Genomic DNA, 26,108 nt, shown 5'->3' with positions numbered 1-26,108 from the left:
GCGACCCTAGGATGGCGGGGGCCCGCGGCTGCGGCACCCCACCTGACCAGGCGTTAAGGTCCCGTCCATGGTGGAAAATAGCCGGTTTGCAAGCCCTTTCGCCGCAAAATTACTTGTCGGTAGACACTTAGGCTGAAACTCCTTTTCGCGCTAGGGGGATGATCGGCCGATTTTCGCCGTCCGATCTTCAGGGGGCGGTGGGCCCTTCGGTCCGACTCCGATCGATGATCTTTCCTCGGCCGGATGTCGTCCTATTCTGCTTCCATTGTGAAGTCCTGGGGGGGATCATGATCACAATTGGCTGTTCCCGCACGGCTGCCCACAGTGGAGTCGAGCCGATCCGCTGACATGGCGCAACCGACGATCATCCAACAGTTCGCCGAGGTCTCGGCCACCCGTACCGACCACCCGGCGATCCTCGGCGAGACCCACGAGGTCAGCTACGCCGCCCTGGCCGCCACCGTCGGCGGGCACGCCGTCGCGCTCACCGCGGCCGGCGTCCGACCCGGCGACCGGGTCGCCCTGCTCACCGGGCACGGCACCGGCACCATCGCCGCCGTCCTCGGCACCCTCGCCGCCGGTGGCGTGTACGTGCCGCTGGACCCCGGGTTCCCGGTCGACCGGCTCCGGCACATGCTCGCCGCCGCCGACGTGCGCGTCGTCGCCTGCGCCCCCGACCACCGCGACCTCGCCGACGCCCTGTGCGCCACCCGACCCGGCACCCGCGTGCTGGTCCTCGACCCGGCCGCCACCGCCGCGCTGCACCCCCTCCCGGTCGACCCCGACAGCCCGGCGTACGTGCTGTTCACCTCCGGCTCCACCGGCACCCCCAAGGCCGTCGCGCAGACCCACCGCAACCTGCGGCACGTCGTCGACAACCAGATCCGCACCCTGGCGATCGGCCCGGCCGACCGGCTCAGCCTGCTCGCCTCGTTCAGCTTCGACGCGGCCATCCCCGACCTCTATCCGGCGCTGCTCACCGGGGCCGCCGTCGTCCCGGTCGACCTGCGGCGGCACGGCCTGGCGTACGCCGTCGGGCAGCTCGCCCGGCACCGGGTCACCGTCTACCACTCCACCCCGACGGTCTACCGGTTCCTGCTCGACACCCTCGGTGAACGGCGGCTGGACAGCATCCGGGTGGTGCTGCTCGGCGGCGAACAGGCCACGCACGCCGACGCCGCCCGGGGGCGCGACCGGTTCGCACCGGGATGCGTGCTGGTCAACGGCTACGGCGCCACCGAGATGACGTTCGCCGCCCGGTACGCGCTGCCGCTGGCCGACGCCGACCCGACCGGCACCGGCCCGCTGCCGATCGGCACCGCACTGCCCGGCTACACGCTGCGGTTGGCCGACTCCGGCGAGATCGTGGTGCGCAGCCCGCACCTCGCCCCCGGCTACCTCGGCCAGCACAGCGACCGGTTCGGTGCCGACCCCGACGGGACGCCCACCTACGCCACCGGCGACCTGGGCGCGTGGCTGCCCGGCGGGGAGCTGGTCTGCCTCGGCCGGCTCGACCGCCAGGTCAAGGTGCGTGGATTCCGGGTCGAGCTGACCGAGGTCGAGGCCGTCCTCGCCGCGCAGCCCGGCGTCGCCGCCGTGCGTGCCATCGCCCGCGACGGGGCACTGCTCGCGTACGCCGTGCCGGCCGGCGGCGACCTCGACCCGGCGGCACTGCGCGCCGCCCTCGCCCGACAGCTGCCCGACTACGCGCTGCCCCGCGCCGTGCTGGTCCTCGACGCGTTCCCGCTCACCGTCACCGGCAAGATCGACGAGCGGGCACTGCCCGACCCGCCCCGGACGGTCCCCGCCGGACAGGAACCGGCCACCGACACCGAGCGGGCCGTGCACGAGATCTGGTGCGCGGTGCTCGGCCGCGACGCCGTCGGCCGGCAGGAGAGCTTCTTCGACGCCGGTGGACAGTCCCTGCTGCTCGGCCAGGTGCAGCAGCGCATCGCCGACCGGTTCGGCGCGACGCTGCCCATGGTGCGGCTGTTCGCCCACCCGACGATCGCCGCCCAGGCCCGGCTGCTCGACCCGGGCGTCGACGCCGCGCCGGCCACGGCGGCGCGCACCCGCCCGCTCCCCGCGCCGATCCTGCCCACCCCGACCGCGCCACCGGTCGCCGCCCGCGAGTACACCGGCGACGAGATCGTGGTGGTGGGGCTCGCCGGCCGGTTCCCCGGCGCACCCGACGCCGCCACCTTCTGGTGGAACGTCTGCGCCGGCGTCGACTCGGTGCACGACCACTCCGACGTCGAGTTGACCGCCCTCGGTATCGGGCCCCGGCTGCGCGCCGACCCCCGGCACGTGCGGGCCACCGGCCGGCTCGACGGGGTCACCGACTTCGACGCCGAGTTCTTCGCCATGGGCGACGAGGAGGCCGCCCGGACCGACCCCCAGCACCGGCTCTTCCTGGAGACGGCGTGGGAGGCCCTGGAGGACGCCGGGCACGACCCGACCCGCTTCCCCGGCCTGGTCGGCGTCTACGCGGCCACCTCCGCCAACCGCTACTTCCTGTTCCACCTGATGGACAATCCGGCCGTGGTCGGCGACGTCGACCCGGACGACTGGGAGGCCCGGCTGATCGGCCGGCAGTCCACCGACCACCTGCCCGGCCAGGTGGCGTACCGGCTCGGGTTGACCGGGCCGGCGGTGGCCGTGCAGACCGCCTGCTCCAGCTCGCTGGTCGCGGTCTGTACCGCCGCCCAGAGCCTCGCCGACTACCAGTGCGACATCGCCCTCGCCGGCGGGGTCAACGTCACCTGGCCCCGCTACCGGGCCACCCCCGGCGGGCTGGCCTCCCCGGACGGCCGCTGCCGCGCCTTCGACGAGGCCGCCGAGGGCTCCGGCTTCGGCTCCGGGGTGGGCGTGGTCGCGTTGCGCCGGCTCGCCGACGCCCAGGCCGACGGGGACCGGATCTACGCCGTCCTGCCCGGCTGGGCGGTCACCAACGACGGCCCCGACCGGGCCGGCTTCGCGGTGCCCGGCCCCGCCGGCCAGGCCGCCGCCGTCGCGAACGCGCTGGCCGCCGCCGAGGTCGCCCCCGGCGAGGTCCGCTTCATCGAGGCCCACGGCAGCGGTACGCCGCTGGGCGACGCGATCGAGGTCGCCGCCCTACACGAGGTGTACGGCGGGGCCGCCCCCGCCGAGTCCTGCGCGCTCGGCGCGGTCAAGACCAACATCGGTCACCTCGACGCCGGAGCCGGCATCGCCGGGCTGATCAAGACGGTGCTGGCCGTCCAGCACGGGGTGATCCCGCCGAACCTGCACTTCACCCGCCCGCACCCGGAGATCGACCTGGCCGGCGGCCCGTTCTACGTGCCCACCAAGGCGCGGGACTGGCCGGACGCGCCGCGCCGGGTGGCCGGGGTCAGCGCGTTCGGGCTCGGCGGCACCAACGCGCACGTGGTCGTGGAGCAGCCGCCACCTGCCGTACCGGCCGAGCCGTCGCCCCCACGGGCCTGGCTGCTGCCGGTGTCGGCGCGTACCCCGCAGGCGTTGCGGGCGGCGCTGACCCGGCTGCGGCACCACCTCGCCGGTGTCGGACCGGCGCTGCCCGAGGTGGCCGCCACCCTGGCGCTGGGCCGGCGGCCCTTCGCCAGGCGGGCCGCCGTCGTCGCCGCCGACCTGGCCGAGGCGGTCGCCGGACTCGACGAGCTGCTCGCCACCGACGCCACCGTGGCCGGCGCGCCGGGGGCGTTGCGTGACCTGGCCGCCGGCTGGGTCGCCGGCCGCGACGTCGACTGGGCCGCGCTGCACCCCGAGGGCACCGTCCGGCGCACCGGGCTGCCCGGCTACCCCTTCCAGCGCCGGCGGCACTGGATCGACCCACCGCAGAGAGGCGCACGGTGAACTGGTTCGTCTCGCCCGGAAGCCGACCCCAGGCACCGGCGCAGCTGTTCTGCCTGCCGTACGCCGGGGGCGGAGCCAGCGCGTTCCGCCGCTGGCAGCCGGAGGCCGGCCCGGACGTGGAGGTGCTGCCGGTGCAGCTGCCCGGCCGGGAGAACCGGATCGGCGACGACCCGGACTTCACCGTCGCGGAGCTGGCCGCCGCCATCGCCGACCGGGCCGACCGCCCGTACGCGATCTACGGGCACTCGATGGGCGGGCGGCTCGGCTTCGAGGTGGTGCGGGAGCTGCGCCGGGACGGCCGGGAGCTGCCGGTACGGCTGTACGTCGGCGGCGCCCGCGCCCCGCACGTCACCGCCGCGAGCTTCTTCGACGGCCTGTCCCGGGTGGACGACGACGAACTGCTGCGCCGGCTCGCCGCCGGCGGCGGCCTGCCCGACGGCCTGCTGGACCACCCGGAGCTGGTGGAGCTGCTGCTGCCGTTGCTGCGCGCCGACTTCGGCCGGGTCGACAGCTACCGGTACGCCCCCGGGGCGCCGCTGCCGGTGCCGGTGGTGGCGTTCGCCGGGCGGCACGACCGGGCGGTCAGCCGGGAACAGAGCGCCGCCTGGGCCGAGCACACCGCCGCCGGCTTCACCCTGCACGAACTCGACGGTGGGCACTTCTTCCTGCACGACCGGCTGCCCGAGCTGCTGGGCCTGATCCGCGCCGACCTGACCGCCGCCCTCGACTCCCCGGCTCCCGCACCGGCCGGCGGCCCGGTTTCCCCGGGTGAGGCGGGCACCACCGCCGGGCCCCACGCGGACCCGGTCGCGGCCGGTGCCGGCCGCGACCCGGGGTCCGCCGGGTCGGTGCCGGCGGCCGGTACGCCCGAGCACCGGGTGCCGCTGGGCGACACCGGCTGGTCGGTGTGGCGCGACGCGATCCTGCGCAGCACCGGCTTCCCGGCCGACGGCCTCGCCCTGTTCGCCGCCCCGGCCGCCGCCGAGCTCGCCGACGAACTGCTGGCCACCGGCGGCGGCGTCGAACGCTTCGACAAGGAGTTCGACGAGGCCGTCCGCGCCGCCGGGCAGCGGTTCACCGAACTCGCCGCCGACCCGCTGCTGCGCGAGGCGGTGACCTGGCAGAACCGGGGCGCGCTGGTGGCCTTCGACGGCCTGGTCCGGGGCGGTCCCGACGCGTCGCGCAACGTGCGCCGTCGCGACCGGGAACGGGCCCTGCTCAAGTACTGGCAGCGGTACTGCGGCAAGAACGAGACGGTCGGCTTCTTCGGCCCCAGCTGCTGGGTGACCGTCGACCCGGCGCAGCCGGAGACCGCCCGGCTGCGGGTCGGCCCCGAACTGACCCGGCGACGGTGGGTCCGATTCGAGTCGTGGGCCCTCGACGAGTACGCCGAGTGCATCGGCGCCGAACTCGCCGTCCGGCGCTGGTGGCCGCCGGTGCTGGCCCCGCAGGTCGCGGTGCGCGGGCGCAGCGTGCTGCGTCCCGGGCAACCGCCGGTGGCGCTGTCACCGGTGGAGGCCGCGTTGCTGGCCGCCGTCGACGGCCGCCGGCCCGCCCACGACCTGGTCGCCGACCCGGCCATCGGACTTCGTCGGCCCGAGGACGGCTACACGCTGCTCGACCGGCTCGTCGAACGGGAGCTGCTCACCTGGGACGCGGCCCTGCCGGTCAGCCCGGCCGCGGAGGAGGTGCTGCGCGCACGGATCGACGCCGTCGGCGATCCGGCGGCCCGACTGGCCGCCCGGTCCGGGCTGCACCGGCTCACCGCCGCCCGGGACGCCGTCGCCGCGGCGGCCGGTGACCCGCACCGCCTGGGCCTCGCCCTCGACGCCCTCGACGCCACCTTCACCGAGCTGACCGGGCGGTCGCCCCGGCGTCGGGAGGGCCGGATGTACGCCGGCCGTACCCTCTGCCACGAGGACACCGCCCGGGACCTCGACGTCACCCTCGGTGCCCCGTTCCTGGCCGACCTGGCCGCGCCGCTCGACGTGCTGCTGCGCGCCGCCCGGTGGATGGTGGCCGCCCTGGCCCAGGCGTACGACCGGGTCTTCCGTGAGCTGTACGACGAACTGCGCGGCGAGGCCGGGGACGCCCCCGTCTCCCTGGCCGACCTGTGGTACCTCGCCCAGGGACTGTTCTGGGGCACCGGCGACCGGCCGGTCGACGCGGTCGCCGCCGACTTCGCCGCCCGCTGGGCGGGACTGTTCGGCTTCGCCGGGCTGCCACCGGGTACCCGGGAGGTGCGCCTCGCCGCCGCGGATCTCGCCGACCGCGTCGACGAGGTCTTCCCGGCGGCCCCGGCGCGCTGGTCCAAGGCCGTCCTGCACAGCCCCGACCTGCAACTCTGCGCGCGGGACGCGGCGGCGTTGGCGCGCGGGGAGTACACCGTCGTGCTCGGCGAACTGCACGCCGCGTGGGCGTCCTTCGACTGCGAGGTGTTCATCCCGGCCCACCCCGACCCGCAACGGCTGCGGGACGCCCTCACCACGGACCTGGGTGGGCGTCGGCTGCGGCTGCTGTACCCCACCGACTGGCCACGGCGGACCAGCCGGACCGCCGAAGCCCTCGCCGGGCCCAGCGACCGGCAGTTGGCCTTCGCGGCGGCGCCCGGGGCCGATCCGGCACGGGTGCTGCCCACGGTGGCGCTCACCGTGTCCGAGCGGGACGGCGAGCTGGTCGCCACCGCCGCCGACGGCGAGAGCTGGCCGTTGACCGAGGTCTTCGGTGAACTGCTCAGCGCCCACGCGGTGGACGGGTTCAAGCTGGTCGCCGCCGCCCCCTACACCCCCCGGGTCACCATCGACCGGCTGGTGGTGGCCCGGCGGACCTGGCGCACCACGGTGGGGGAGAGCGGTCTGGCCGACGCCGCCGGGGAACGTGACCGGTTCCTCGCGGTGCGGGCCTGGCGACGCCGCCTCGACCTGCCCGAGCAGGTGTACGTCAAGCTCGGCAGCGAGACCAAACCCTGCTACGCCGACCTGAGCAGCCCGGCCTTCGCGAACATGTTCTGCGCCATGGTGCGGGCGGCCCGGATGGGGGACGGCACCGAGGTCTCCCTGACGGTCAGCGAGATGCTGCCCGGCCCGGACGACGCCTGGGTGCCCGACGCCGCCGGCCGCCGGTACCTCAGCGAACTGCGCCTGCACGTGGTCGACGACACCGCCCGGGACGACCGGTGAACCGGCACACCGTCCGCCCGGTGGGGCGTACCGCACCAGCAACCGTACGGGGAGCGACGTGACCGACATCCTGTCCATCAGTGCCGTCACCGGGGAAGATCTGCCCTGGCCGGACGGCACGCTGGCCGACCTGATCGTCGAGCGGGCGGCCCGCTGCCCGGACGCGGTGGCGGTGCGCCAGTGGGACGACCGGCTCACCTACCGGGAGCTGGTCGGCCGGGCGGCGGGCCTGGCCGCGGCGCTGCGGGCCCGGGGGGTCGGCCGGCAGACCCGGGTGGGGATCTGCGCCCACCGCCACCCCGACCTCGTGGTCGACGTCCTCGGCGTGCTGCTCGCCGGGGGCTGCTACGTGCCGTTGGAGCCCGGTGGCCCCCGGCAGCGGCTGCGGGAGATCGCCGCCGACGCCGGGGTGACGCTCGTGGTGGGGGACGCGGCGGCGGTCGAGTTCGCCGACACCCCCGGCGTCGAGGTGGTCACCGCCAGCGGCCCGGCTCCGCTGACGCCCTGCCCGGCGCGGGCCGGCGACCCGGCGTACGTGCTGTTCACCTCGGGTTCCACCGGCCGGCCCAAGGGGGTGCTGACCACCCACCGCAACGTGGTGGAGTTCGTCACCGGCTGCGCCGCGCTCAGCGCCGCCGACGCCGGGGTCCGCAGCCTCGGCATCGCCTCGCTCGGCTTCGACGCGGCCAGCATCGACCTGTTCGTCCCGCTGCTGCTCGGTGGCAGCGTGCAACTGCTCGGCGGCGACGACCGGTCCGACCCGGACCGGCTGGCCCGGTTCATCGTCGCCCACGACGTGAACTGGGGTTTCATCACCCCGACCGTGCTGTCCATGCTGGACCCGGCCCGGGTGCCCGGCTGGCGGACGGTGCTCTGCGGCGGCGAGGCCGTCCCCGCCGACATGGTCGCCCGCTGGGCGCCGGGCCGACGGCTGCTCAACGGCTACGGCCCCACCGAGACCACCGTGCTGGCGGTCAGCGGCGAGCTGACCGCCGCCGACACCGACCCGGTGCCGATCGGGCTGCCCCTGCCCAACCACCGGGCGTACGTGGTGGACGACGGGCTGCGGGCGGTGCCGCCGGGGCAGACCGGTGAGCTGCTGATCGGCGGGCCGGGACTGGCCGACGGCTACCTCAACCGGCCCGGCCTGACCGCCGACCGGTTCGTCCCCGACCCGTTCTCCGGGCTGCCCGGCGAGCGGCTCTACCGCACCGGTGACCTCGTCCGGCAGGCCGACGACGGGCGGATCGTCTACCTCGGCCGGGCCGACCGGCAGGTCAAGATCCGGGGCCAGCGGATCGAGCTGGGCGAGGTGGAGGCCGTGCTCGCCGACGTGCCCGGCGTGGCCCGGGTGGCCGTGGAGGCGGTGCCCGGCCCGGCCGGGACCGAACTGGTCGCCTTCCTCACCCCGGCCACCGCGCCCGACGACGACGCCGTCCGGGCGTACGCCGGGAGACGGTTGACCGCCGCGATGCTGCCGGCGCGGCTGCTGCGCCGCGACGACCTGCCGGTCAGCGCCATCACCGGCAAGCTGGACCGGCCGGCGCTGCGCGCGCTGGCCGACGCCGCGCTGACCGCCGCCCCCGCCGACGCGCCGACCGACGAGCCGGCCGACCCGGTCGAGCGGGTCGTGCGGCGGGTCTGGACCCGGCTGCTCGGCGCGGCACCCGCCCCGGACACCGACTTCCTCGCCGCCGGTGGCAACTCCATCGCCGCGATGCGGCTGGTCGCGGCGCTACGCGCCGAGCTGGGCCGGCACGTCGACACCCGGGACGTGCTGGCCGGGCGCACCCCGGCCGCGCTGGCCGCCCGGCTGCGGGCCGCCGCGCCCGCCGACGCCGACGGGCTGACCACCGGCAACCCGCCGACGCTGTCCCCGCCGCAGCGCCGGCTGTGGTTCGTCGACCAGCTCGCCCCCTCCAGCGCCCCCTACAACATCGCGGTCGCGCACCGGCTGCGCGGCCCGCTTCACACCGGTGCGCTCGGCGCGGCGCTGCGGGCCGTGGCCACCCGGCACGACGTGCTGCGCTGGCGCATCCCGCAGACCGCCGGGGTGCCCTACGCGGTGTGCGAGGAGCCGACCGACGTGGCGGTGCCGGTGGTCGACCTGACCGGCCGTGCCGACGCGGAGGCCGAACTGGCCGGGATGCTCGCCGCCGGTGCCGCGCACGCCTTCGACCTGGCCACCGGCCCGCCCTGGCAGGTGACCGTCTACCGGCTCGGCCCCGACGAGCACGTGCTGGCGATGACCATGCACCACGCGGTCTTCGACGGCTGGTCCGAGGCGGTCCTCTACGCCGACCTGGCCACCGGGTACGCGCACGCCGTCGCCGGCACGTCGCCGACCCTGCCGCCGCTGTCCGCGTCGTACGCCGACTACGCGGTGTGGCGCGACGAGCGGGACCGCCGGCAGGGTCCCGCCGACCTCACCTGGTGGGCGGAGCACCTGCGGGGCGTGCCGACCGTGCTGGACCTGCCCCGCGACCGTCCCCGCCCGACCGTGCAGACGTACGCGGGCGCGGAGGCGGCGGTGACCCTGACCGCCACCGCCGACCGGGCGGTGCGGGATCTGGCCGAGCGGCGCGGCAGCACCGTCGCGGCGGTGCTGCTGGCCGGGTTCGCCGAGCTGCTGCGCCGGCTCACCGGCGGCGACGACCACGTGGTCGGGGCGATCGTCGCCGACCGCCGGCTGGCCGCCTTCGACGACGTGGTCGGCTTCTTCATCGACACCGTCCCGGTGCGGCTGCGCACCGGCACCGACGGCACGACCGGCGGCACCGGCGGGGTCGGGTTCGCCGAACTGGTCGACCGGTGCGCCGCCGAGCTGCACGAGGCGACCGCCCACCCGGGCGCGCCGCTGGAGAAACTCGTCGAGACCCTCGGCGTCGGCCGGGACACCTCCCGGGCGCCCCTGGTGCAGGTGCTGTTCAACGTGCTCAACTTCACCGCGCCCCGGCTGACGCTGACCGGGCTGACCGCCGAGGCGCTGCCGGTGCCCAAGCCCGGCTCCCCGTTCGACATCACGGTCTACGTGGTGCAGCGCGACGGCCGGTGCGGGGTGGACGTGGTCTACAACCCGGACCTGTTCGACGCCGACCGGATCGACGCGCTCCTGGCCGACCTCGCCGACCTGGTCGGCGCGCTCGCCGCCGACCCGCACACCCCGGCCGACGCGGTGGCCGTGGCACTGCCCCGGCCGACCGTCCGGGTGGCGGCGCTGGGCGCGATGACCGTGGCCGCCGCCGCACCGGCCCCGGTCGCGCCGGTGCCGACCGGGCCGGACGAGCTGACCGAGACCGAGGAGCTGATCGCCGGCATCTGGCGGCAGGTGCTGGAACGTGACCGGGTCGGGGTCGCCGACAACTTCTTCGACATCGGCGGGCACTCGCTGGCCCTGGCGGCGGTGCACGCCCGGCTGACCGCCGCCACCGGCCGGTCGATCACCATGCTCGACCTGTTCCGGCACCCCACCGTCCGGGCGCTCGCCGCCAGCCTCGACGGGGCCGCCGACCGACCCGAGCTGGCCCGCGCCGCGTTGCGCGCCGCCGCCCGGCGCGGCCGGACCCGTCGTACCCCGCCACCCCGCCGACCGCACCAACCGTGACGCCGCCTCCCTCCCCACCGCCTGCGGGCGGCACCTTGCGACAAAGGACGACCCCGATGCAGAACGAGATCGACACCGCGCCGCCCACCGATGACGGCATCGAACCCATCGCCATCGTCGGGCTCGCCGCCCGGCTGCCGGGTGCCGCCGATGTCGGCGAGTTCTGGCGCAACCTGGTCGACGGCGTCGAGTCGGTCACCGAGCTGAGCCGCGACGAGCAGCTCGCCCGGGGTGCGACCGCCGACGAGGTCGACGACCCGGGCTGGGTGAGCCGGGCCCCGCTGATCGACGGGTACGACACCTTCGACGCCGGGCTGTTCGGGATGACCAGCCGCGAGGCGGAGATGACCGACCCGCAGCACCGGCTGTTCCTGGAGAGCTGCTACACCGCGTTGCAGGACGCCGGCTACGACCCGGCCCGCTACCCCGGGGCGGTAGGCGTGTACGCCGGCACCGGCGGCAACACCTACCTGCACCGGTACGTGCTGCGCAACAAGCGGGTCGGCGGCAACCCGCACGGCGCGGTCTCGCTGGCCACCGGCAACTCGCCCAACTACGTGGCGACCAACGTGTCCTACCGGCTGGACCTGCGCGGGCCGAGCCTGACCGTGCACACCGCCTGCTCGACCTCGCTCGTCGCCTTCCACCTGGCCTGCGAGGCGCTGCGTAACCACGAGTGCGACATGGCGCTGGCCGGCGGGGTCAACGTGGAGCTGCCGCACGTCGGCTACCTGGGTATGGACGGCTTCACCTCGCCCGACGGCCGGTGCCGCCCGTTCGACGCCGGGGCCAACGGCACGGTCTGGGGCAGCGGCGTCGGGGTGACCCTGCTCAAGCGGCTCTCCGACGCGATCGCCGACGGCGACTCGATCCGCGCGGTGGTGCTGGGCAACGCGATCAACAACGACGGCGCCGGGAAGGTCGGCTTCACCGCCCCCAGCGTCGACGGGCAGGTCGAGGCGATCGCCCAGGCGGTCGGGATGGCCGGGATCGACCCCCGCAGCATCAGCTACGTCGAGGCGCACGGCACCGGCACCGCGCTGGGCGACCCGATCGAGGTGGCCGCCCTGTCGGCGGTGTTCACCCGGGACACCGACGAGCGGGGCTGGTGCGGCATCGGCTCGGTGAAGTCCAACATCGGGCACCTGAGCCAGCCGTCCGGCATCGTCAGCGTGATCAAGACGGTGCTGGCGATGGAGCACGGGCTGATCCCCCCGACGATCAACTACGAGACGCCGAACCCGGGCATCGACTTCGCCGACACCCCGTTCTACGTGGCGAACACCCTGACCAAGTGGGACACCGACGGCGGGCCGCGCCGGGCCGGGGTCAGCTCGTTCGGCATCGGCGGCACCAACGCCCACGTGGTGCTCGAGGAGGCCCCGGCCGCGCACCGCGCGGACCGGCGGGTCCGCCCGGCGCACCTGCTGACGGTGTCGGCGAAGACCGCGTCGGCGCTGGACAGCGCCGTCACCCGGCTCGCCGACCACCTGGCGGCGACCAGCGACGGCGGGCCGGAGCTGCTGGCCGACGTCGCGCACACGCTGCGGGTGGGCCGCCAGGAGTACCCGCACCGGGTGGCCGTGGTCGCCGCCGACCTGGCCGAGGCGGTGACCGCGCTGCGTACCCCGCGCCGCCGCCAGTCCGGGGTGGTCGACGGTGCCGCCCCGCGCGCCGCGTTCCTCTTCTCCGGCCAGGGCGCCCAGTACGCCGGGATGGGCGCGCAGCTCTACGCCGAGGAGCCGGCCTTCGCCGCCACCGTCGACGAGTGCGCCGCGCTGCTCCGCCCCGAGCTGGGCCTGGACCTGCGGGACCTGATCCTCGGCCGGGACCCGCAGGCGGCGGAGAAGCTCACCGAGACCCGCTACACCCAGCCGGCCCTGTTCGTCGTCGAGTACGCCCTGGCGCTGCACTGGCAGCGGGCCGGGGTACGCCCGGCGGCGATGATCGGCCACTCGATCGGCGAGTACGTCGCCGCCACCGTCGCCGGGGTGCTGACCCTGCCCGACGCGCTGCGGGTGGTCGCCGCCCGGGGCCGGCTGATGCAGTCGCTGCCGGCGGGGGCGATGCTCGCCGTGTCGCTCGACGAGTCGCAGGTCGCCGCCCGGCTGCCCGAGGGGCTGTCCATCGCCACCGTCAACGGGCCCGGCACCTGCGTGGTGGCCGGCGAGAGCGCCGCCGTCGCCGCGTTCGCCGACAGCCTCGGCGGCAAGAGCAAGAGCAAGCCGCTGCGCACCTCGCACGCGTTCCACTCGCCGATGATGGACCCGATCCTGGCCGAGTTCACCGCCCTGATGGCGACGGTGCCGCTGCACGCGCCGGCCATCCCGTTCCTGTCCAACGTGACAGGCACCTGGATCACCGCCGAACAGGCCACCGACCCGGCGTACTGGGCGGCGCACCTGCGCCGGCCGGTGCGGTTCGGTGACTGCGTGGCGACCCTGCTCGGGGCGGGCACCTGGGCGCTGCTGGAGTGCGGTCCGGGCCGGCAACTGGCCAACCTGGCCCGGATGCAGGTCGCCAAGGGCTCCCCGGCGCAGCGGGCGCTGACCCCGCTGGGTAGCCTGCCCGGCCCCGGCGAGTCCACCGGCGACCTGGCCACTGTGCTCACCAGCGCCGCCGCCCTGTGGTGTGCCGGGATCGGGGTGCGGCTCGACGCCGACCCGACCGCCCGACGGGTGCCGCTGCCCACCTACCCGTTCGAGCGGCTGCGCTACTGGGTCGACCCGGACCCGGTGGCGGCGCTGCCCGACGCCCCGGCCGACGCCGGCCCGCAGCCGCTTCAGCGGTGGTTCGCGGTGCCGGTGTGGCGGCAGGCCGCCGCCGACCCGGCGACGGTGCCCGACGGCCGCTGCCTGGTGCTCGCCGCCGGTCCGCGCGCCGAGGCGCTGGTCGACGCGCTGCGGGCCGCCGGCGACGACCCGGTCGTGGTACGCCCCGGCACGGCGTTCGCGGCGACCGGCGACGGGTACCGGCTGCGCCCCGGCCACCGGGAGGACCACGACGCGCTGGTCGCGGCGTTGACCGCAGGCGGGGTGCCGTCCCGGCTGGTGCACGCCTTCGCCCTGGACGGCACGCCGGCCGGCCTCGACGCCACCGCCGCCTGGGACGCCCAGCAGCGTGGCTTCTTCGACGCCCTGCACCTGGTGCAGGCCCTCGCCGGGGCGGGGGTGACCGCCGAGGAGCGGTCGCTCACCCTCGACCTGGTCACCGCGGGCGTCGGCGACGTCACCGGTGCCGACCTGGTCCGCCCCGAGCACGCCACCCTCGCCGGCCTGGCCCGGGTGCTGCCTGCCGAACTGCCCGGCCTGGCCGTCCGGCTGGTCGACGCCGACCCGGCCGACACCGGGGTCGACGCGCTCGCCGCCGAGCTGCGCCGCCCGGTCGACCCGCAGCGGGCGGAGGTGACGCTGCGCGGCGCCCGCCGCTGGGTGACCGGCTACGAGCAGGTCACCGTCGCCGCCGAGACCGGGCCGGGGGCGCTGCGCGACGGCGGCCGGTACCTGGTCACCGGTGGCCTGGGCGGCATCGGCGTCACCCTCGCCGAGGACTTCGCCCGGCGGGCCGGGGCGAAGCTGGTGCTGCTGGCCCGCTCCGGGCTGCCGCCGCGCGAGCGGTGGGACGACCACCTGGCGGTGCACGGTGGCGCGGACCGGGCCGGCCGGGCCATCGCGGCGATCCGCCGGATGGAGGCGGCGGGCGCGACGGTGCGGGTGCTCGCCGCCGACGTCACCGATCCGGCCGACCTGCGTCGGGTCCGGGCCACCGTGGAGGCCGAGTTCGGCGGGCTGGACGGCATCGTGCACGCCGCCGGCCTGCCCGGCGGCGGAATGGCCGAGGTGAAGGAGCGGGCCGAGGCCGAACGGGTGCTCGCCCCGAAGCTCACCGGCACCCTCGCCCTGGCCGAGGTCTTCGGTGACCTGCCGTTGGACTTCGTGGCGCTGTGCTCCTCGATCACCTCGGTGATCGGCGGCTTCGGTCAGGTCGACTACTGCGCGGCGAACGCCTTCCTCGACGCGTTCGCCCGCTCCGGCGCGGGTTTCCGGGCCCCGGTGCTGTCGCAGAACTGGGGTGGCTGGGCGGAGGTCGGCATGGCGGTGGAGACCGCCGCGCCGGCCGCGTTCCGGGCCGCCGGCCGGGACACGGTCACCACGCCGGTGGACCACCCGGTGCTCACCACGAAGGTGGTCGGCCCGGAGTCGACGGTGCTGCACGGCCTGGTCTCCGCCGACACCCACTGGCTGCTCGACGAGCACCGCATCGGCGGGGTGCCGGTGGTGCCCGGCACCGCCCACCTGGAGTCGGTGCGGGCCGCGGTGGTCGCCGCCGTGCCCTGTCCCGCGCCGCAGGCAGCGGTGGAGCTGCGCGACGTGGTGTTCCTGGAGCCGTTCGCGGTGCCGCAGGGCACCGTCGCCCAGTACCGGGTCGAGCTGACCGCCGCCGAGGACGGCGTCGACTTCGCCGTCCGCAGCCTGGCCGCCGGCCAGCTCCGCACCCACGTGCGCGGATCGGCCGGCTGGACCGTGGAGGCCGCCCCGCCGGCCCGGGTGCCGGTGGTCGACGGCCGGCGGGTCGACGACGACGCCTCGTTCGGTCGGGGCCGCACCAGCATGCTGACCTTCGGCCCGCGCTGGGCGTCGCTTGCCGAGCACCGGCTCGGCGACGGTGAGGAACTCGCCCGGGTCGAGGCTCCGGAGCCGGTCCGGGCCGACCTGCCCGCGTGGGGCCTGCACCCGGCGTTGCTGGACGTGGCCACCGCGTTCGGTCGGGGTCAGGGCGACGGCACCTACCTGCCGCTGTCGTACGGGCGGATCGTGGTGCGCGGGCCGCTGCCTGCGGTGTTCCACAGCCACCTGCGGCACCGGGCCAGCGCCACCGACGAGGTGGTCGCCGCCGACCTGTCGCTGACCGACACCGAGGGCCGGGAACTCGTCGCGATCGGTGACTTCGTGCTGCGCCGGGTCGACCAGGGCGCGGTCACCGGCGGGTTGACCGGTGCCGCCGACGCGGCTGCGGTCGACCCGGCGGCCGGGACGGTCACCGAGGACATCCGCCCGGTCGACGGCGCGGAGGCGTTCCGGCGCAGCCTCACCGCCGGCCTCGGCCCGCAGGTGGTCATCGCGACCCGGACGGTGGCGGACATCCGGCGGCGGGCCTCCCGGGTCACCACCGACGCCCTGGAGCAGGACCCGGAGCCGTCGACCGCCGCCGCGACGGCGACCGGCGGCGGCTCGGCGGCCCCGCGGACCGAGCTGGAGATCACCATCGCCGGGGTGTGGCGGGACGGGCTGGGGGTGGCCGAGGTCGGGGTGGACGACGACTTCTTCGCCCTCGGCGGCAACTCGCTGGTCGCGGTGCAGCTGATCGCCGCGATGCGCAAGGCGACCGGGGTCCGGCTGCCGATGCGCAGCCTCTTCGAGACCCCGACCGTGGCCGGTCTGGCCGAACGCATCGCCCAGCTGCGGGCCGCCGCCGCCGACGAACCGGCCGCGCCGGCCACCATCCCCGCCATCCCGCGGCTACCCCGCGCCTGACGTCGAGAAAACAGGAGACCACGCAATGAGCGACACGATCGCCACGCTGCCGGTCGTCGTCGAGAACGACGGCACCGCCCTGACCGAGCTGATCGACCGCCGCCGGGCCGAGCTGCGCGCCACCCTCGTCGCGCACGGCGGGCTGTTGTTCCGCGGCTTCGACGTGGGCGGGGTGGACGGCTTCGACGCGGTGGTGCGGGCGTTCTCCGGCGAACCGCTGACCTACACCGAGCGGTCCTCGCCCCGGCACGCCATCAAGGGGAAGGTCTACACCTCGACCGACTACCCGCCGGACGAGGAGATCTTCCTGCACAACGAGAACTCGTACCAGGCGCGCTGGCCGCTGACGCTGTTCTTCTACTGCCTGACCGCGCCGCAGACCCTCGGCGCGACCCCGCTGGCCGACGTGCGCCGGGTGTACGCCGAGATCGACCCGGCGGTACGCGAGGAGTTCGTCAGGCGGCGCTGGCTGCTGGTGCGCAACTTCCACGCCGACTTCGGCACCCGCTGGCAGGACGTCTTCGGCACCGACGACCGGGCGCAGGTGCAGGCGTACGCGGCGGCGAACCGGATCGAGCTGGAGTGGGTGGGCAAGGACGGGCTGCGGACCCGGGCGGTGCGCGACGTGGTGCACCACCGGCCCGGCTCGGACACCCCGCGCTGGTTCAACCACGCCACCTTCTTCCACCTGAGCACCCTGCCGAAGGACTACCAGGAGGGGCTGCTGGCGATGTTCGGCCCCGAGGGGCTGCCGGCGAACACCTACTACGGCGACGGCGGCGAGATCCCCGCCGACGTGATGGACCACCTGCGGGCCGCGTACCGGGCGGCCAGCGTCCGCTTCGACTACCGGCGCGACGACGTGCTGGTGGTCGACAACATGACCGCCGCGCACGGACGGGAACCGTTCACCGGACCCCGCAAGATCGCCGTCGCGATGGCCGAACCGCACACCCCCGACACCGCTGGAGCGAACTGATGGCCGACACCCGATTCCTGGTCGTGCGCAACGACGAGGAGCAGTACTCGATCTGGGCGGCCGACCGCGACCTGCCCGCCGGCTGGCACGACGCGGGCTTCACCGGCAGCCGCGAGGAGTGCCTGGCCCACGTGGACGAGGTCTGGACCGACATGCGCCCGCGTTCGGTACGGGAGCAGACGGCATGACCCGCGAGTGGACCTTCCCCGCCTCGTTCGCCCAGGAACGGGTCTGGATCGCCAACCAGCTCGACCCGGCCTCCCCGGTCTACAACGTGTCGGTGCCGTGCCGGCTGCCCGCCGACCTGGACGCCGAGACGGCAACCGAGGTGTTCGGTCAGGTCGTCGCCCGGCACGAGGCGCTGCGCACCCACCTGCGGGTCGACGACGGCACCCTGGTGCAGGTGGTCCGGGAGCACGAGTCGTTCCGGCTGCCCGTCGACGACCTGCGTGGGCTGCCCGATCCGGAGCGCCTGCGGCGGTCCGACGCGCTGCGCGCCGAGCTGGCCCGGACCCCGATCCCGTTGGACGCGCCGCCGCTGTGGCGGGCCCGCCTGATCCGCTTCGACGACGCGTGGACGCTGCTGCTGGTGGTGCACCACGCCGTCTTCGACAGCCACTCGGCGGTGCTGTTCGGCGCCGAGATCGCCGCGTTCGCGCGGACCGCGTCGACGGGTGTGCCGGCCACCGTGCCGGAGCTGCCCATCCAGTACGCCGACTTCGCGGTGTGGCAACGCGACCAGCTCACCGGCGCGGAACGCGACCGGCAGCTCGCCTTCTGGACCGGTCACCTGGCCGGCGCCCCGAAGGTCACCGGCCTGCCGCTGGACCGGCCCCGCCCGGCGCAGCTCGGTTTCGCCGGTGACGAGGTGCGTTTCGACCTGCCCGCCGGGCTGCTCGACCGGATCGGCCGGCTGTCCGCCGGGTCGGCGGTCACCCCGTACATGGTGCTGCTTGCCGGTTTCGCGGCGCTGTTGTCGCGGATCTCCGGCGACACCGACGTGGTGGTCGGGGTCTCCACCGCCGGCCGGGAGACCGCCGAACTGACCCCACTGATCGGCATGTTCGTCAACCCGGTGGCGCTGCGCTGCGACGTCGGCGGCGACCCGCGCTTCACCGACCTGCTCGGCCGGGTCCGCGACGGGCTGGTCGACGCCCTGGAGCACGGGCAGACCCCGTTCCAGGCGATCGTCGAGGCGGTCGCCCCGGAGCGGGACCCGTCGGTGCAGCCGATCTTCCAGACCGCGCTGAACTTCATCCCCGACTCGGGGCTGGACCCGGTGGAGCTGGGCACCACCAAGGACGACCTGGCCTTCGACATCACCACCGGCGAGAGCCGGCTGGTCTACCGGACCGACCTGTTCGACAGGTCCACCGCCGAGGCGGTCGTGGCCCGCTACGTCCGGCTGCTCGACGCGGCCGTGGCCGACCCGCGGCAGCCGGTCTCCGCGCTGCCGCTGCTCGCCGACGCCGAACGGGACCTGGTCCTCGGCGGGTGGGCCGGGGTGGCCGCGGCCGGCCCGTCGGCCACCGTCGTCGACGAGGTGCAGCGGCAGGTGGCGGCCACCCCGGCCGCCACCGCCCTGGTCTGCGAGGACGTCACGCTGACGTACGCGCAGCTCAATGCCGCCGCGAACCGGCTGGCCCGGGTGCTGGTGGGCCGGGGCGTCGGCCCGGAGACCCGGGTGGCGCTGGCCCTGCCGCGCGGCCCGCAGCTGCTGGTGGCGATCCTGGCCGTGCTCAAGGCGGGGGCCGCGTACGTGCCGGTGGACACCGGCTATCCGGCGGGCCGGATCGGCTACCTGCTCGCCGACGCCGCGCCGGCGCTGGTGCTGGCCGTGGCGGAGACCGCCACCCTGGTGCCGGGCGACGCGCTGCTGGTCGACGGTGCGGCCGGGCCCGCCGACGACGCCGACGGCGCGGACCTCACCGACGCCGACCGGATCGCCCCGTTGCGCCCGGAGCACCCCGGCTACGTGCTCTACACCTCCGGCTCGACCGGCCGCCCCAAGGGCGTGGTGGTGGAGCACCGGGCGATCGTCGCGTACCTGGCCTGGGCCCGGGACACCTACCCGGGGCTGTCCGGCACCGCCCTGCTGCACTCGCCGGTCTCGTTCGACCTGACGGTGACCGGGCTGCTCGGCCCGCTCACCGCCGGGGGCACCGTCCGGCTGGCCGGGATCGACTCCCCGGCGGCCCGGGTGGGTGGACGGCCGACGTTCCTCAAGGTCACCCCGAGCCACCTGCCGCTGCTGGAGGAGGCGCTGTCGCCCACCACCGACCTGGTGATCGGCGGCGAGGCGCTCACCGGGGAGCAGCTCGCCGACTGGCGAGCCGCGCACCCGGAGGTGGCGGTGGTCAACGAGTACGGCCCCACCGAGGCCACCGTCGGCTGTGTCGCCGCCCGGCTCGCCCCCGGGCAGCAGGTGCCCGCCGGCCCGGTGTCGATCGGCCGGCCCACCGCCACCAGCCGGGTGTACCTGCTCGACGCCGCGTTCCAGCCGGTCCCGCCGGGGATGGTCGGTGAGCTGTACGTCGCCGGCGACCAGCTCGCCCGGGGCTACCTGGGCCGGCCCGGCCTGACCGCCGAGCGGTTCCTGCCCTGCCCGTACGGCCCGCCGGGGCAGCGGATGTACCGCACCGGTGACCTGGCCCGGTGGCGGGCCGACGGCACCCTGGACTACCTGGGTCGCCGCGACGACCAGGTGAAGGTGCGGGGGATGCGCATCGAGCTGGGCGAGATCGAGGCGGCGATGCGGGAGCACCCCGAGGTGCACCAGGCGGCGGTGGCCGTGCGCACCGACTCGGGGGAGCCGACCCTGGTCGGTTACCACGTCGGCACCGCCGAGGAGGCGCACCTCGCCGTCGAGCTGGCCCGGGAGCTGCCGGCGCACCTGGTGCCGGCCGCGTTCGTCCGGCTCGACGCGTTGCCGTTGACCCCGAACGGCAAGCTGGACCGGGCCGCGCTGCCCGCACCGCCGGAGTCCGTGGCCGGCGACGGCTACGTCCCGCCCCGCACCGACGCCGAGACCCTGGTCGCCGAGGTGTACGCCGACATCCTCCAGGTGGAGAAGGTCGGCGCGCTCGACGACTTCTTCGCCCTCGGCGGCAACTCGTTGCGCGGCATGCGGGCGATGGCCCGGATCCGGGCCGAGGTGGACGTCGACCTGCCGATGCGGGCGCTGTTCGGCAGCCCCGTGGTGGCCGACCTGGCCGCCCAGATCGAGGCGCAGATCGCCGCCGAACTGGACGACCTTTCCGAGACCGAGGTCGCCGCGTTGCTGGCGGCGGAGAAGGACACCCCCGCATGACGGACCTGAAGGATTCCCGGGAGGCCGCCCGGGCGGCGTTGATCGCCCAACGGTTGCGCCGACGGCAGGCCACCCCCGCCGCCCGCATCACGCCGCGGCCCGAGGGCGTCGAGGTGCCGCTGTCGTACGCCCAGGAGCGGGTCTGGTTCATGGACCAGCTCGCTCCGGGCGAGGCGGCGTACCACATCGCGGTGCCGTTGCGGGTGCGCGGCCCGCTCGACGTCACGGCGCTGCGCGCCGCCCTGACCGCGCTGACCGCCCGGCACGAGTCGCTGCGCAGCCGGTTCCCCGCCGACGCTGACGGCAAGCCGACCGTGGTGATCGCCGACGCGGTCGAGGTGCCGTTGACCGTGGTCGACGCCCCGGACGAGCGGGCCGCGCAGGAGCTGGTGGAGGCGGCCTCGCTCGCGCCGTTCGACCTGGCTGCCGGGCCGCTGCTGCGGGCGCTGCTGATCCGGCTGGCCGCCGACGACCACGTGCTGTTCCTCAGCAAGCACCACATCGTCGGTGACGGCTGGTCGGTCGACGTGCTGCTGCGCGACCTGATCACCGCCTACCGGGGTGGCGAGCTGCCCACCCTGCCGGTGCAGTACGGCGACTTCGCCGTCTGGGAGGCGCAGGAGCTTGGCGGCCCGGCGGCCCGGTCGCACCTGGACTGGTGGAAGTCCCGGCTGGCCGGGATCACCCCGCTGGAGCTGCCGCTGGACCGGCCCCGCCCGGCCACCCAGACCTACCGGGGCGACTTCGTCGAGTTCCGGCTCGACCCGGCGGAGACGGGACGCCTGACGGCGCTGACCCGGGAGTCCGGCGGCACCCTGTTCATGACGCTGCTCGCCGCCTACCAGGTCTTCCTGGCCCGGCATGCCGGCCAGGGGGATTTCGCGGTCGGCGCGTCGGTGGCCGGCCGGTCCGCCCCGGAGCTGGAGAACATCGTCGGCATGTTCATCAACATGCTGCCGTTGCGCGCCGAGCTGGCCGGTGACCCGACCTTCACCGAGCTGCTGGAACGCACCCGGCGCAGCGTGCTGGACGGCTTCGAGCACGCCGAGGTGCCGTTCGCGAAGGTGGTCCACGAACTGGGCCTGCCCCGCGACGTCAGCCGCTCGCCGGTGTTCCAGGCGATGTTCGTGCTGCAGAACTACGAGATGGGCCGGTTCACCGAGGTCTCCGACGCCACCGACGTGACGTTCGACTGGACCCCGATGGAGCTGCGGGCCACCCGGTTCGACTTCGAGCTGCACGCCGTGGAGACCGTCGACGGACTCTGGGGCAAGCTGGTCTTCAACACCGACCTGTTCGACCGGGACACGGTGACCCGGATGGCCGACCGCTGGTGTGCCCTGCTGCGCGCGGTCGTGGCCACCCCGGACGTGGCGGTGTCGGCGCTGGACCTGCTCCCCGCCGGGGAGCGGGCGCTGCTGGCGTCCTGGAACGACACCAGCGCCGACTTCCCGGCCGCCGAGACGCTGCACGGCCCGATCGAGGCGGCGGCGGCGGCGACCCCGGACGCGGTGGCGGTCACCATCGAGGGCGTCTCGACGACGTACGCGCAGCTCAACGCCGCGGCGAACCGGGTGGCGCACCGGCTGCGGGCGGCCGGCGTCGGCCCGGAGACCCTGGTCGGGGTCTGCGCGGAACGCTCCGTGGAGCTGGTCGCCGGCCTGCTCGGGGTGCTCAAGGCCGGTGGGGCGTACCTGCCGCTGGACCCGGAGTACCCGGCCGACCGGTTGGCCTTCATGCTGACCGACGCCGCCGCACCGGTGGTGCTCGTGCAGGAGAGCCTGCGCGACGTCCTGCCGACGGTCGAGGCGACGGTGCTGGCCCTGGACGACCCGGCGGTCTGGGCCGACCAGCCCACCACCGACCCGACCCCGCTGGCCGGCCCGGAACACCTGGCGTACGTGATCTACACGTCGGGGTCGACGGGTCGCCCGAAGGGGGTGCCGAACACCCACCGGGGCATCGTCAACCGGCTCGACTGGATGCAGAAGACCTACCGGCTCGACGCCGCCGACGCGGTGCTGCAGAAGACCCCGGCCAGCTTCGACGTGTCGGTGTGGGAGTTCTTCTGGCCGTTGCGTACCGGTGCCCGGCTGGTGCTGGCCAAGCCCGGCGGCCACAAGGACGCCGGCTACCTGCGCGACGTGCTGGTCGCCGAGCGGGTCACCACCGCCCACTTCGTCCCGTCGATGCTGACGGTGTTCCTGGCCGAGGAGGGGGTGGAGGGGGCCACCGCGCTGCGGCGGGTGATCTGCTCCGGCGAGGAGCTGCCGCTGGCCTCGGCGGTCGACTTCACCGCCCGGCTGCCGCACTGCGCACTGCACAACCTGTACGGCCCGACCGAGGCGGCGATCGACGTCAGCGCCTGGCACTGCGACCCGGCGCTGCTGGCCGGGCTGACCGGCGTGCCGATCGGTGGACCGATCGCCAACCTGCGGCTGCACGTGCTCGACCCGGCCGGTCGGGAGTGCCCGGTCGGGGTGGCCGGTGAGCTGCACATCGGCGGGGTGGGGTTGGCCCGCGGCTACCACCTGCGGCCGGCGCTGACCGCCGAACGCTTCGTGCCGGACCCGTTCTCCGGTGAACCGGGCGCCCGGCTGTACCGCACCGGTGACCTGGCCCGTTGGGTGCCCGACCCGGCGGGGACGACGACGGGGGCGGACCCGGCCGGAGTGATCGAGTTCCTGGGCCGGATCGACCACCAGGTCAAGCTGCGCGGCCTGCGCATCGAGCTGGGTGAGATCGAGAGCGCCCTGCGCGAGCAGCCCGGGGTGGCCGAGGCGGCGGTGATCGTCCGCGAGGACAGCCCCGGCGACAAGCGGCTCACCGCCTACCTGGTGGGCGCGGCCGAGCACGCCGCGCTGAAGACGGCGCTGAAGGAGACCCTGCCGGAGTACATGGTGCCGGCCGCGTTCGTCACCCTGGACGCGTTGCCGCTGACCCCGAACGGCAAGCTCGACCGCCGGGCGCTGCCGGCGCCGGTGGTCACCCGCGAGGCGTCGGTGGCCCTGGTGGAGCCGCGCGACGACACCGAGCGGTTGCTCGCCGGGATCTGGTCGGAGGTGCTGGGCGTGCCGACGCTCGGCATCGACGACGACTTCTTCGACCTGGGCGGGCACTCGATGCTCGCCACCCAGGTGGTGGCGAAGATCCGCCGGGCCGAGCACGGCGGCCGGGCGGTCGGCGTGATGGACCTGTTCCAGCAGCGCACCATCCGCGAGCTGGCCGCGTTCATGACCGGTGACGCCGAGGCGGCCGGCCCGCGTCGGCTGCTCTACGAGCTGACCAAGCCGATCCCGGCCGGCAAGCGGGTGCTCAGCTACGTCTGCGTCCCGTACGGCGGCGGCAGCGCCATCGTCTACCAGCCGCTGGCCGATGCGCTGCCCGCCGGGCACGCGCTGTGGTCGCTGGCCATCCCCGGCCACGACGTCGGGCTGACCGAGGACGCCCTGCCGTTCGACGAGCTGACCAGCCGGGTGGCCGACGAGATCGTGGAGCGGATCGAGGGTCCGCTGGCCCTCTACGGTCACTGCGGGGTCGGCAGCGCGATCATCGCCGAGGTGGCCCGCAAGGTGGAGGCGGCCGGGCGGGAGCTGGAGGTCGTCTACATCGGGGCGATGTTCCCGTTCGCCCGGCCGAAGGGCGCCTTCGCGGCGTTGCGTAACCGGCTGGAGCAGTTGAGCAGCAACCGGCACTACGCGAGCTGGCTCAAGAGCATGGGGGTGGACACCGACGAGCTGGAGCCGGAGCAGGCCGACCGGATCATCAGCAACATGCGGGCCGACTCCCGCGCGTCGGAGGAGTACTTCACCGGGCTGCTCGACCGGGGCGCGGCGAAGCTGCGTGCGCCGATCATCTCGGTGGTCGGCTCCGAGGACCCGGTGACCGACTACCACTCCGAGCGGTACGCGGAGTGGCAGTTCCTCAGCGACACCCTCGGCCTGGTGGTGCTCGACCAGGCCGGGCACTTCTTCCTCAAGTACCGGGCCGACGAGCTGGCCGAGATCGTCACCCAGGTGCACCCGGCCGTGCGGGCCGGGGACGTGACGGCGCTCGGCCCGGCGGCCCGGGGTGAGGACGCCGGCTGGGTGGTCGCCGACCACCTGCGCGTCGGCGACGCCGACCGGCCGGCCCCGGCGGTGGTGAAGCCGAGCATGGCCCGCTTCGTCGCGGTCACCGCCGGGCAGCTCGTCTCCACCACCGGCTCGGCGTTGACCGCGTTCGCCCTGCCGATCTGGCTGTTCACCCGGACCGGGTCGGTGGCCGACCTGGGCCTGCTGTGGGCGTTGGCGCTGATCTGCGGGGTGCTGATGCTCCCGGTGGCCGGCGCGCTCACCGACCGGATCAGCCGGCGACGGATCATGATGATCGCGAGCTGCGTGTCGGGCTCCATCCAGCTCGTGCTGGCCGCCCTGCTCTGGACCGACAACCTCGCCCTGTGGCACATCTACGGGCTGGTGGCGCTGAGCCAGGTGGCCGGGTCGTTCCAGCGGATCGCCTTCCAGTCGGCGGTGCCACAGTTGGTGCCGAAGCGCTACCTGGGGCACGCGATGGGCATCACCCAGCTCTCCAGCGGTTTCGCGATGCTCCTGATGCCGGTCTTCGCGGCCGGTCTGCTCGCCGCGATCGGCCTCAAGGGCATCCTGCTGATCGACGTGGCGAGCTACCTGGTGGCGGTGCTGACGCTGGCCGTGGTCCGCTTCCCCGACCTGCTCGGTTGGCGGCCCCGGGAACGGCTGTTGGTGGCGATCGCCAACGGCCTGCGCTACTCGTGGCGGCACAAGGGTTTCCGGCTGATGCTCGGCTACTTCGCGCTGGGCAACGTCTTCCTCGCCCCGGCGCTGGTGCTCACCACCCCGCTGGTGCTGTCGTTCGGCACCGCCACCCAGGTGGCGCAGGTGGCGCTGGCCGAGGCGATCGGCGCGGTGGCCGGCGGGGTGCTGATGTCGCTGTGGGGTGGGCCCCGGCAGCGGCGGATGATCGGGGTGCTGATCGGCAACCTGGGCACCGCCGTCGGCTGTGTGCTGATCGGCCTGGACGCCTCCGTCGTCATGATCGCCTTCGGGGCGTTCTGGCTGGCCATGGCGATGACCACCGCCCAGTCGATCTACGCCACGATCGTCCAGGTGAAGGTGCCGCAGCGGTTCCACGGCCGGGTGTTCAGCCTGAACCAGACGATCTCCTGGTCGACCCTGCCGATCGGCTTCGCGCTGCTCGCTCCGGGCGCGACCGCGCTGTTCGAGCCGATGCTCGCCGACGGCGGGGCGCTCGCCGGTTCGGTGGGCGCGGTGATCGGCACCGGTCCGGGTCGGGGCATCGGCTTCGCGTACGTCTGCTTCGGGCTGGCCCTGGTGCTGATCACGCTCGGCGGGTTCGCGATCCGGATGCTGCGCCGGTTCGACGTCGAGGTGCCCGACTCGCTTCCCGACGACCTGATCGGGGCGCAGGAGCGGCAGCGGCGGCTCGCCGAGCGGGCGAAGGCCCGCCCGGAGCCGGCGTCGGTGGCCGGCTGAACACCCGCGCGGGCACGGCGACACCCGTCGTGCCCGCGCGAGCGCGGGACCCCCGACCGCGGCGGGTCCCCCGGGGACGGTGCCGCCTCGGGGACGAACGTCGCGGTCGGGCCTGGTCGCCGCCGCCGACCTCGGCG

At 75.1% G+C, this 26,108-nt stretch carries 8 protein-coding genes; all 8 read left to right on the top strand.

The genetic code is table 11. The annotated features are described in order from the left end of the window. Window positions 1-348 precede the first annotated feature (348 nt). From ACN265_RS16440 to ACN265_RS16405, 8 genes are read left to right on the top strand one after another with little or no spacing between them, the layout of a single operon-like run. Window positions 349-3,852: an AMP-binding protein gene (locus ACN265_RS16440; RefSeq protein WP_421408447.1), complete on the top strand. Its 3,504-nt coding sequence runs from the start codon at window positions 349-351 to the stop codon at window positions 3,850-3,852. Then, the gene (locus ACN265_RS16435; protein WP_421408446.1) at window positions 3,849-7,031 is read left to right on the top strand and encodes a thioesterase domain-containing protein; all 3,183 of its coding nucleotides are present in this window, start codon (window positions 3,849-3,851) and stop codon (window positions 7,029-7,031) included. Before ACN265_RS16440 ends, ACN265_RS16435 begins: the two co-directional genes overlap by 4 nt. 58 nt (window positions 7,032-7,089) lie before the next feature. Beyond that, window positions 7,090-10,635 carry an amino acid adenylation domain-containing protein gene (locus ACN265_RS16430; RefSeq protein ID WP_421408445.1) on the top strand — a complete coding sequence of 1,182 codons (3,546 nt, stop codon included), beginning with the start codon at window positions 7,090-7,092 and terminating at the stop codon, window positions 10,633-10,635. Window positions 10,636-10,691: 56 nt separating this feature from the next. Continuing rightward, window positions 10,692-16,169, top strand: coding sequence for an SDR family NAD(P)-dependent oxidoreductase (locus ACN265_RS16425; protein WP_421408444.1), 5,478 nt, complete (start codon window positions 10,692-10,694; stop codon window positions 16,167-16,169). A 25-nt stretch (window positions 16,170-16,194) separates the two neighbouring features. After that, window positions 16,195-17,148, top strand: a complete 954-nt coding sequence (locus ACN265_RS16420; protein ID WP_420118879.1) for a TauD/TfdA family dioxygenase — start codon at window positions 16,195-16,197, stop codon at window positions 17,146-17,148. After that, a complete protein-coding gene (locus tag ACN265_RS16415; RefSeq protein ID WP_088646413.1) occupies window positions 17,148-17,336 on the top strand; it encodes an MbtH family protein in 189 nt (62 codons plus the stop codon). Before ACN265_RS16420 ends, ACN265_RS16415 begins: the two co-directional genes overlap by 1 nt. After that, complete coding sequence (locus ACN265_RS16410; RefSeq protein ID WP_421408443.1) at window positions 17,333-20,458, top strand: non-ribosomal peptide synthetase; 3,126 nt, start codon at window positions 17,333-17,335, stop codon at window positions 20,456-20,458. Before ACN265_RS16415 ends, ACN265_RS16410 begins: the two co-directional genes overlap by 4 nt. Beyond that, window positions 20,455-25,971, top strand: a complete 5,517-nt coding sequence (locus tag ACN265_RS16405; protein WP_421408442.1) for an amino acid adenylation domain-containing protein — start codon at window positions 20,455-20,457, stop codon at window positions 25,969-25,971. The genes ACN265_RS16410 and ACN265_RS16405 overlap by 4 nt, the downstream gene beginning before the upstream one ends. Window positions 25,972-26,108 lie beyond the last annotated feature (137 nt).

The organism is Micromonospora sp. WMMD730 (genome assembly GCF_049178955.1).
GTDB lineage: Bacteria > Actinomycetota > Actinomycetes > Mycobacteriales > Micromonosporaceae > Micromonospora > Micromonospora wenchangensis.
Note: the sequence above shows the minus strand (reverse complement) of the source record. Positions and strands in the feature narration are given on the sequence as shown.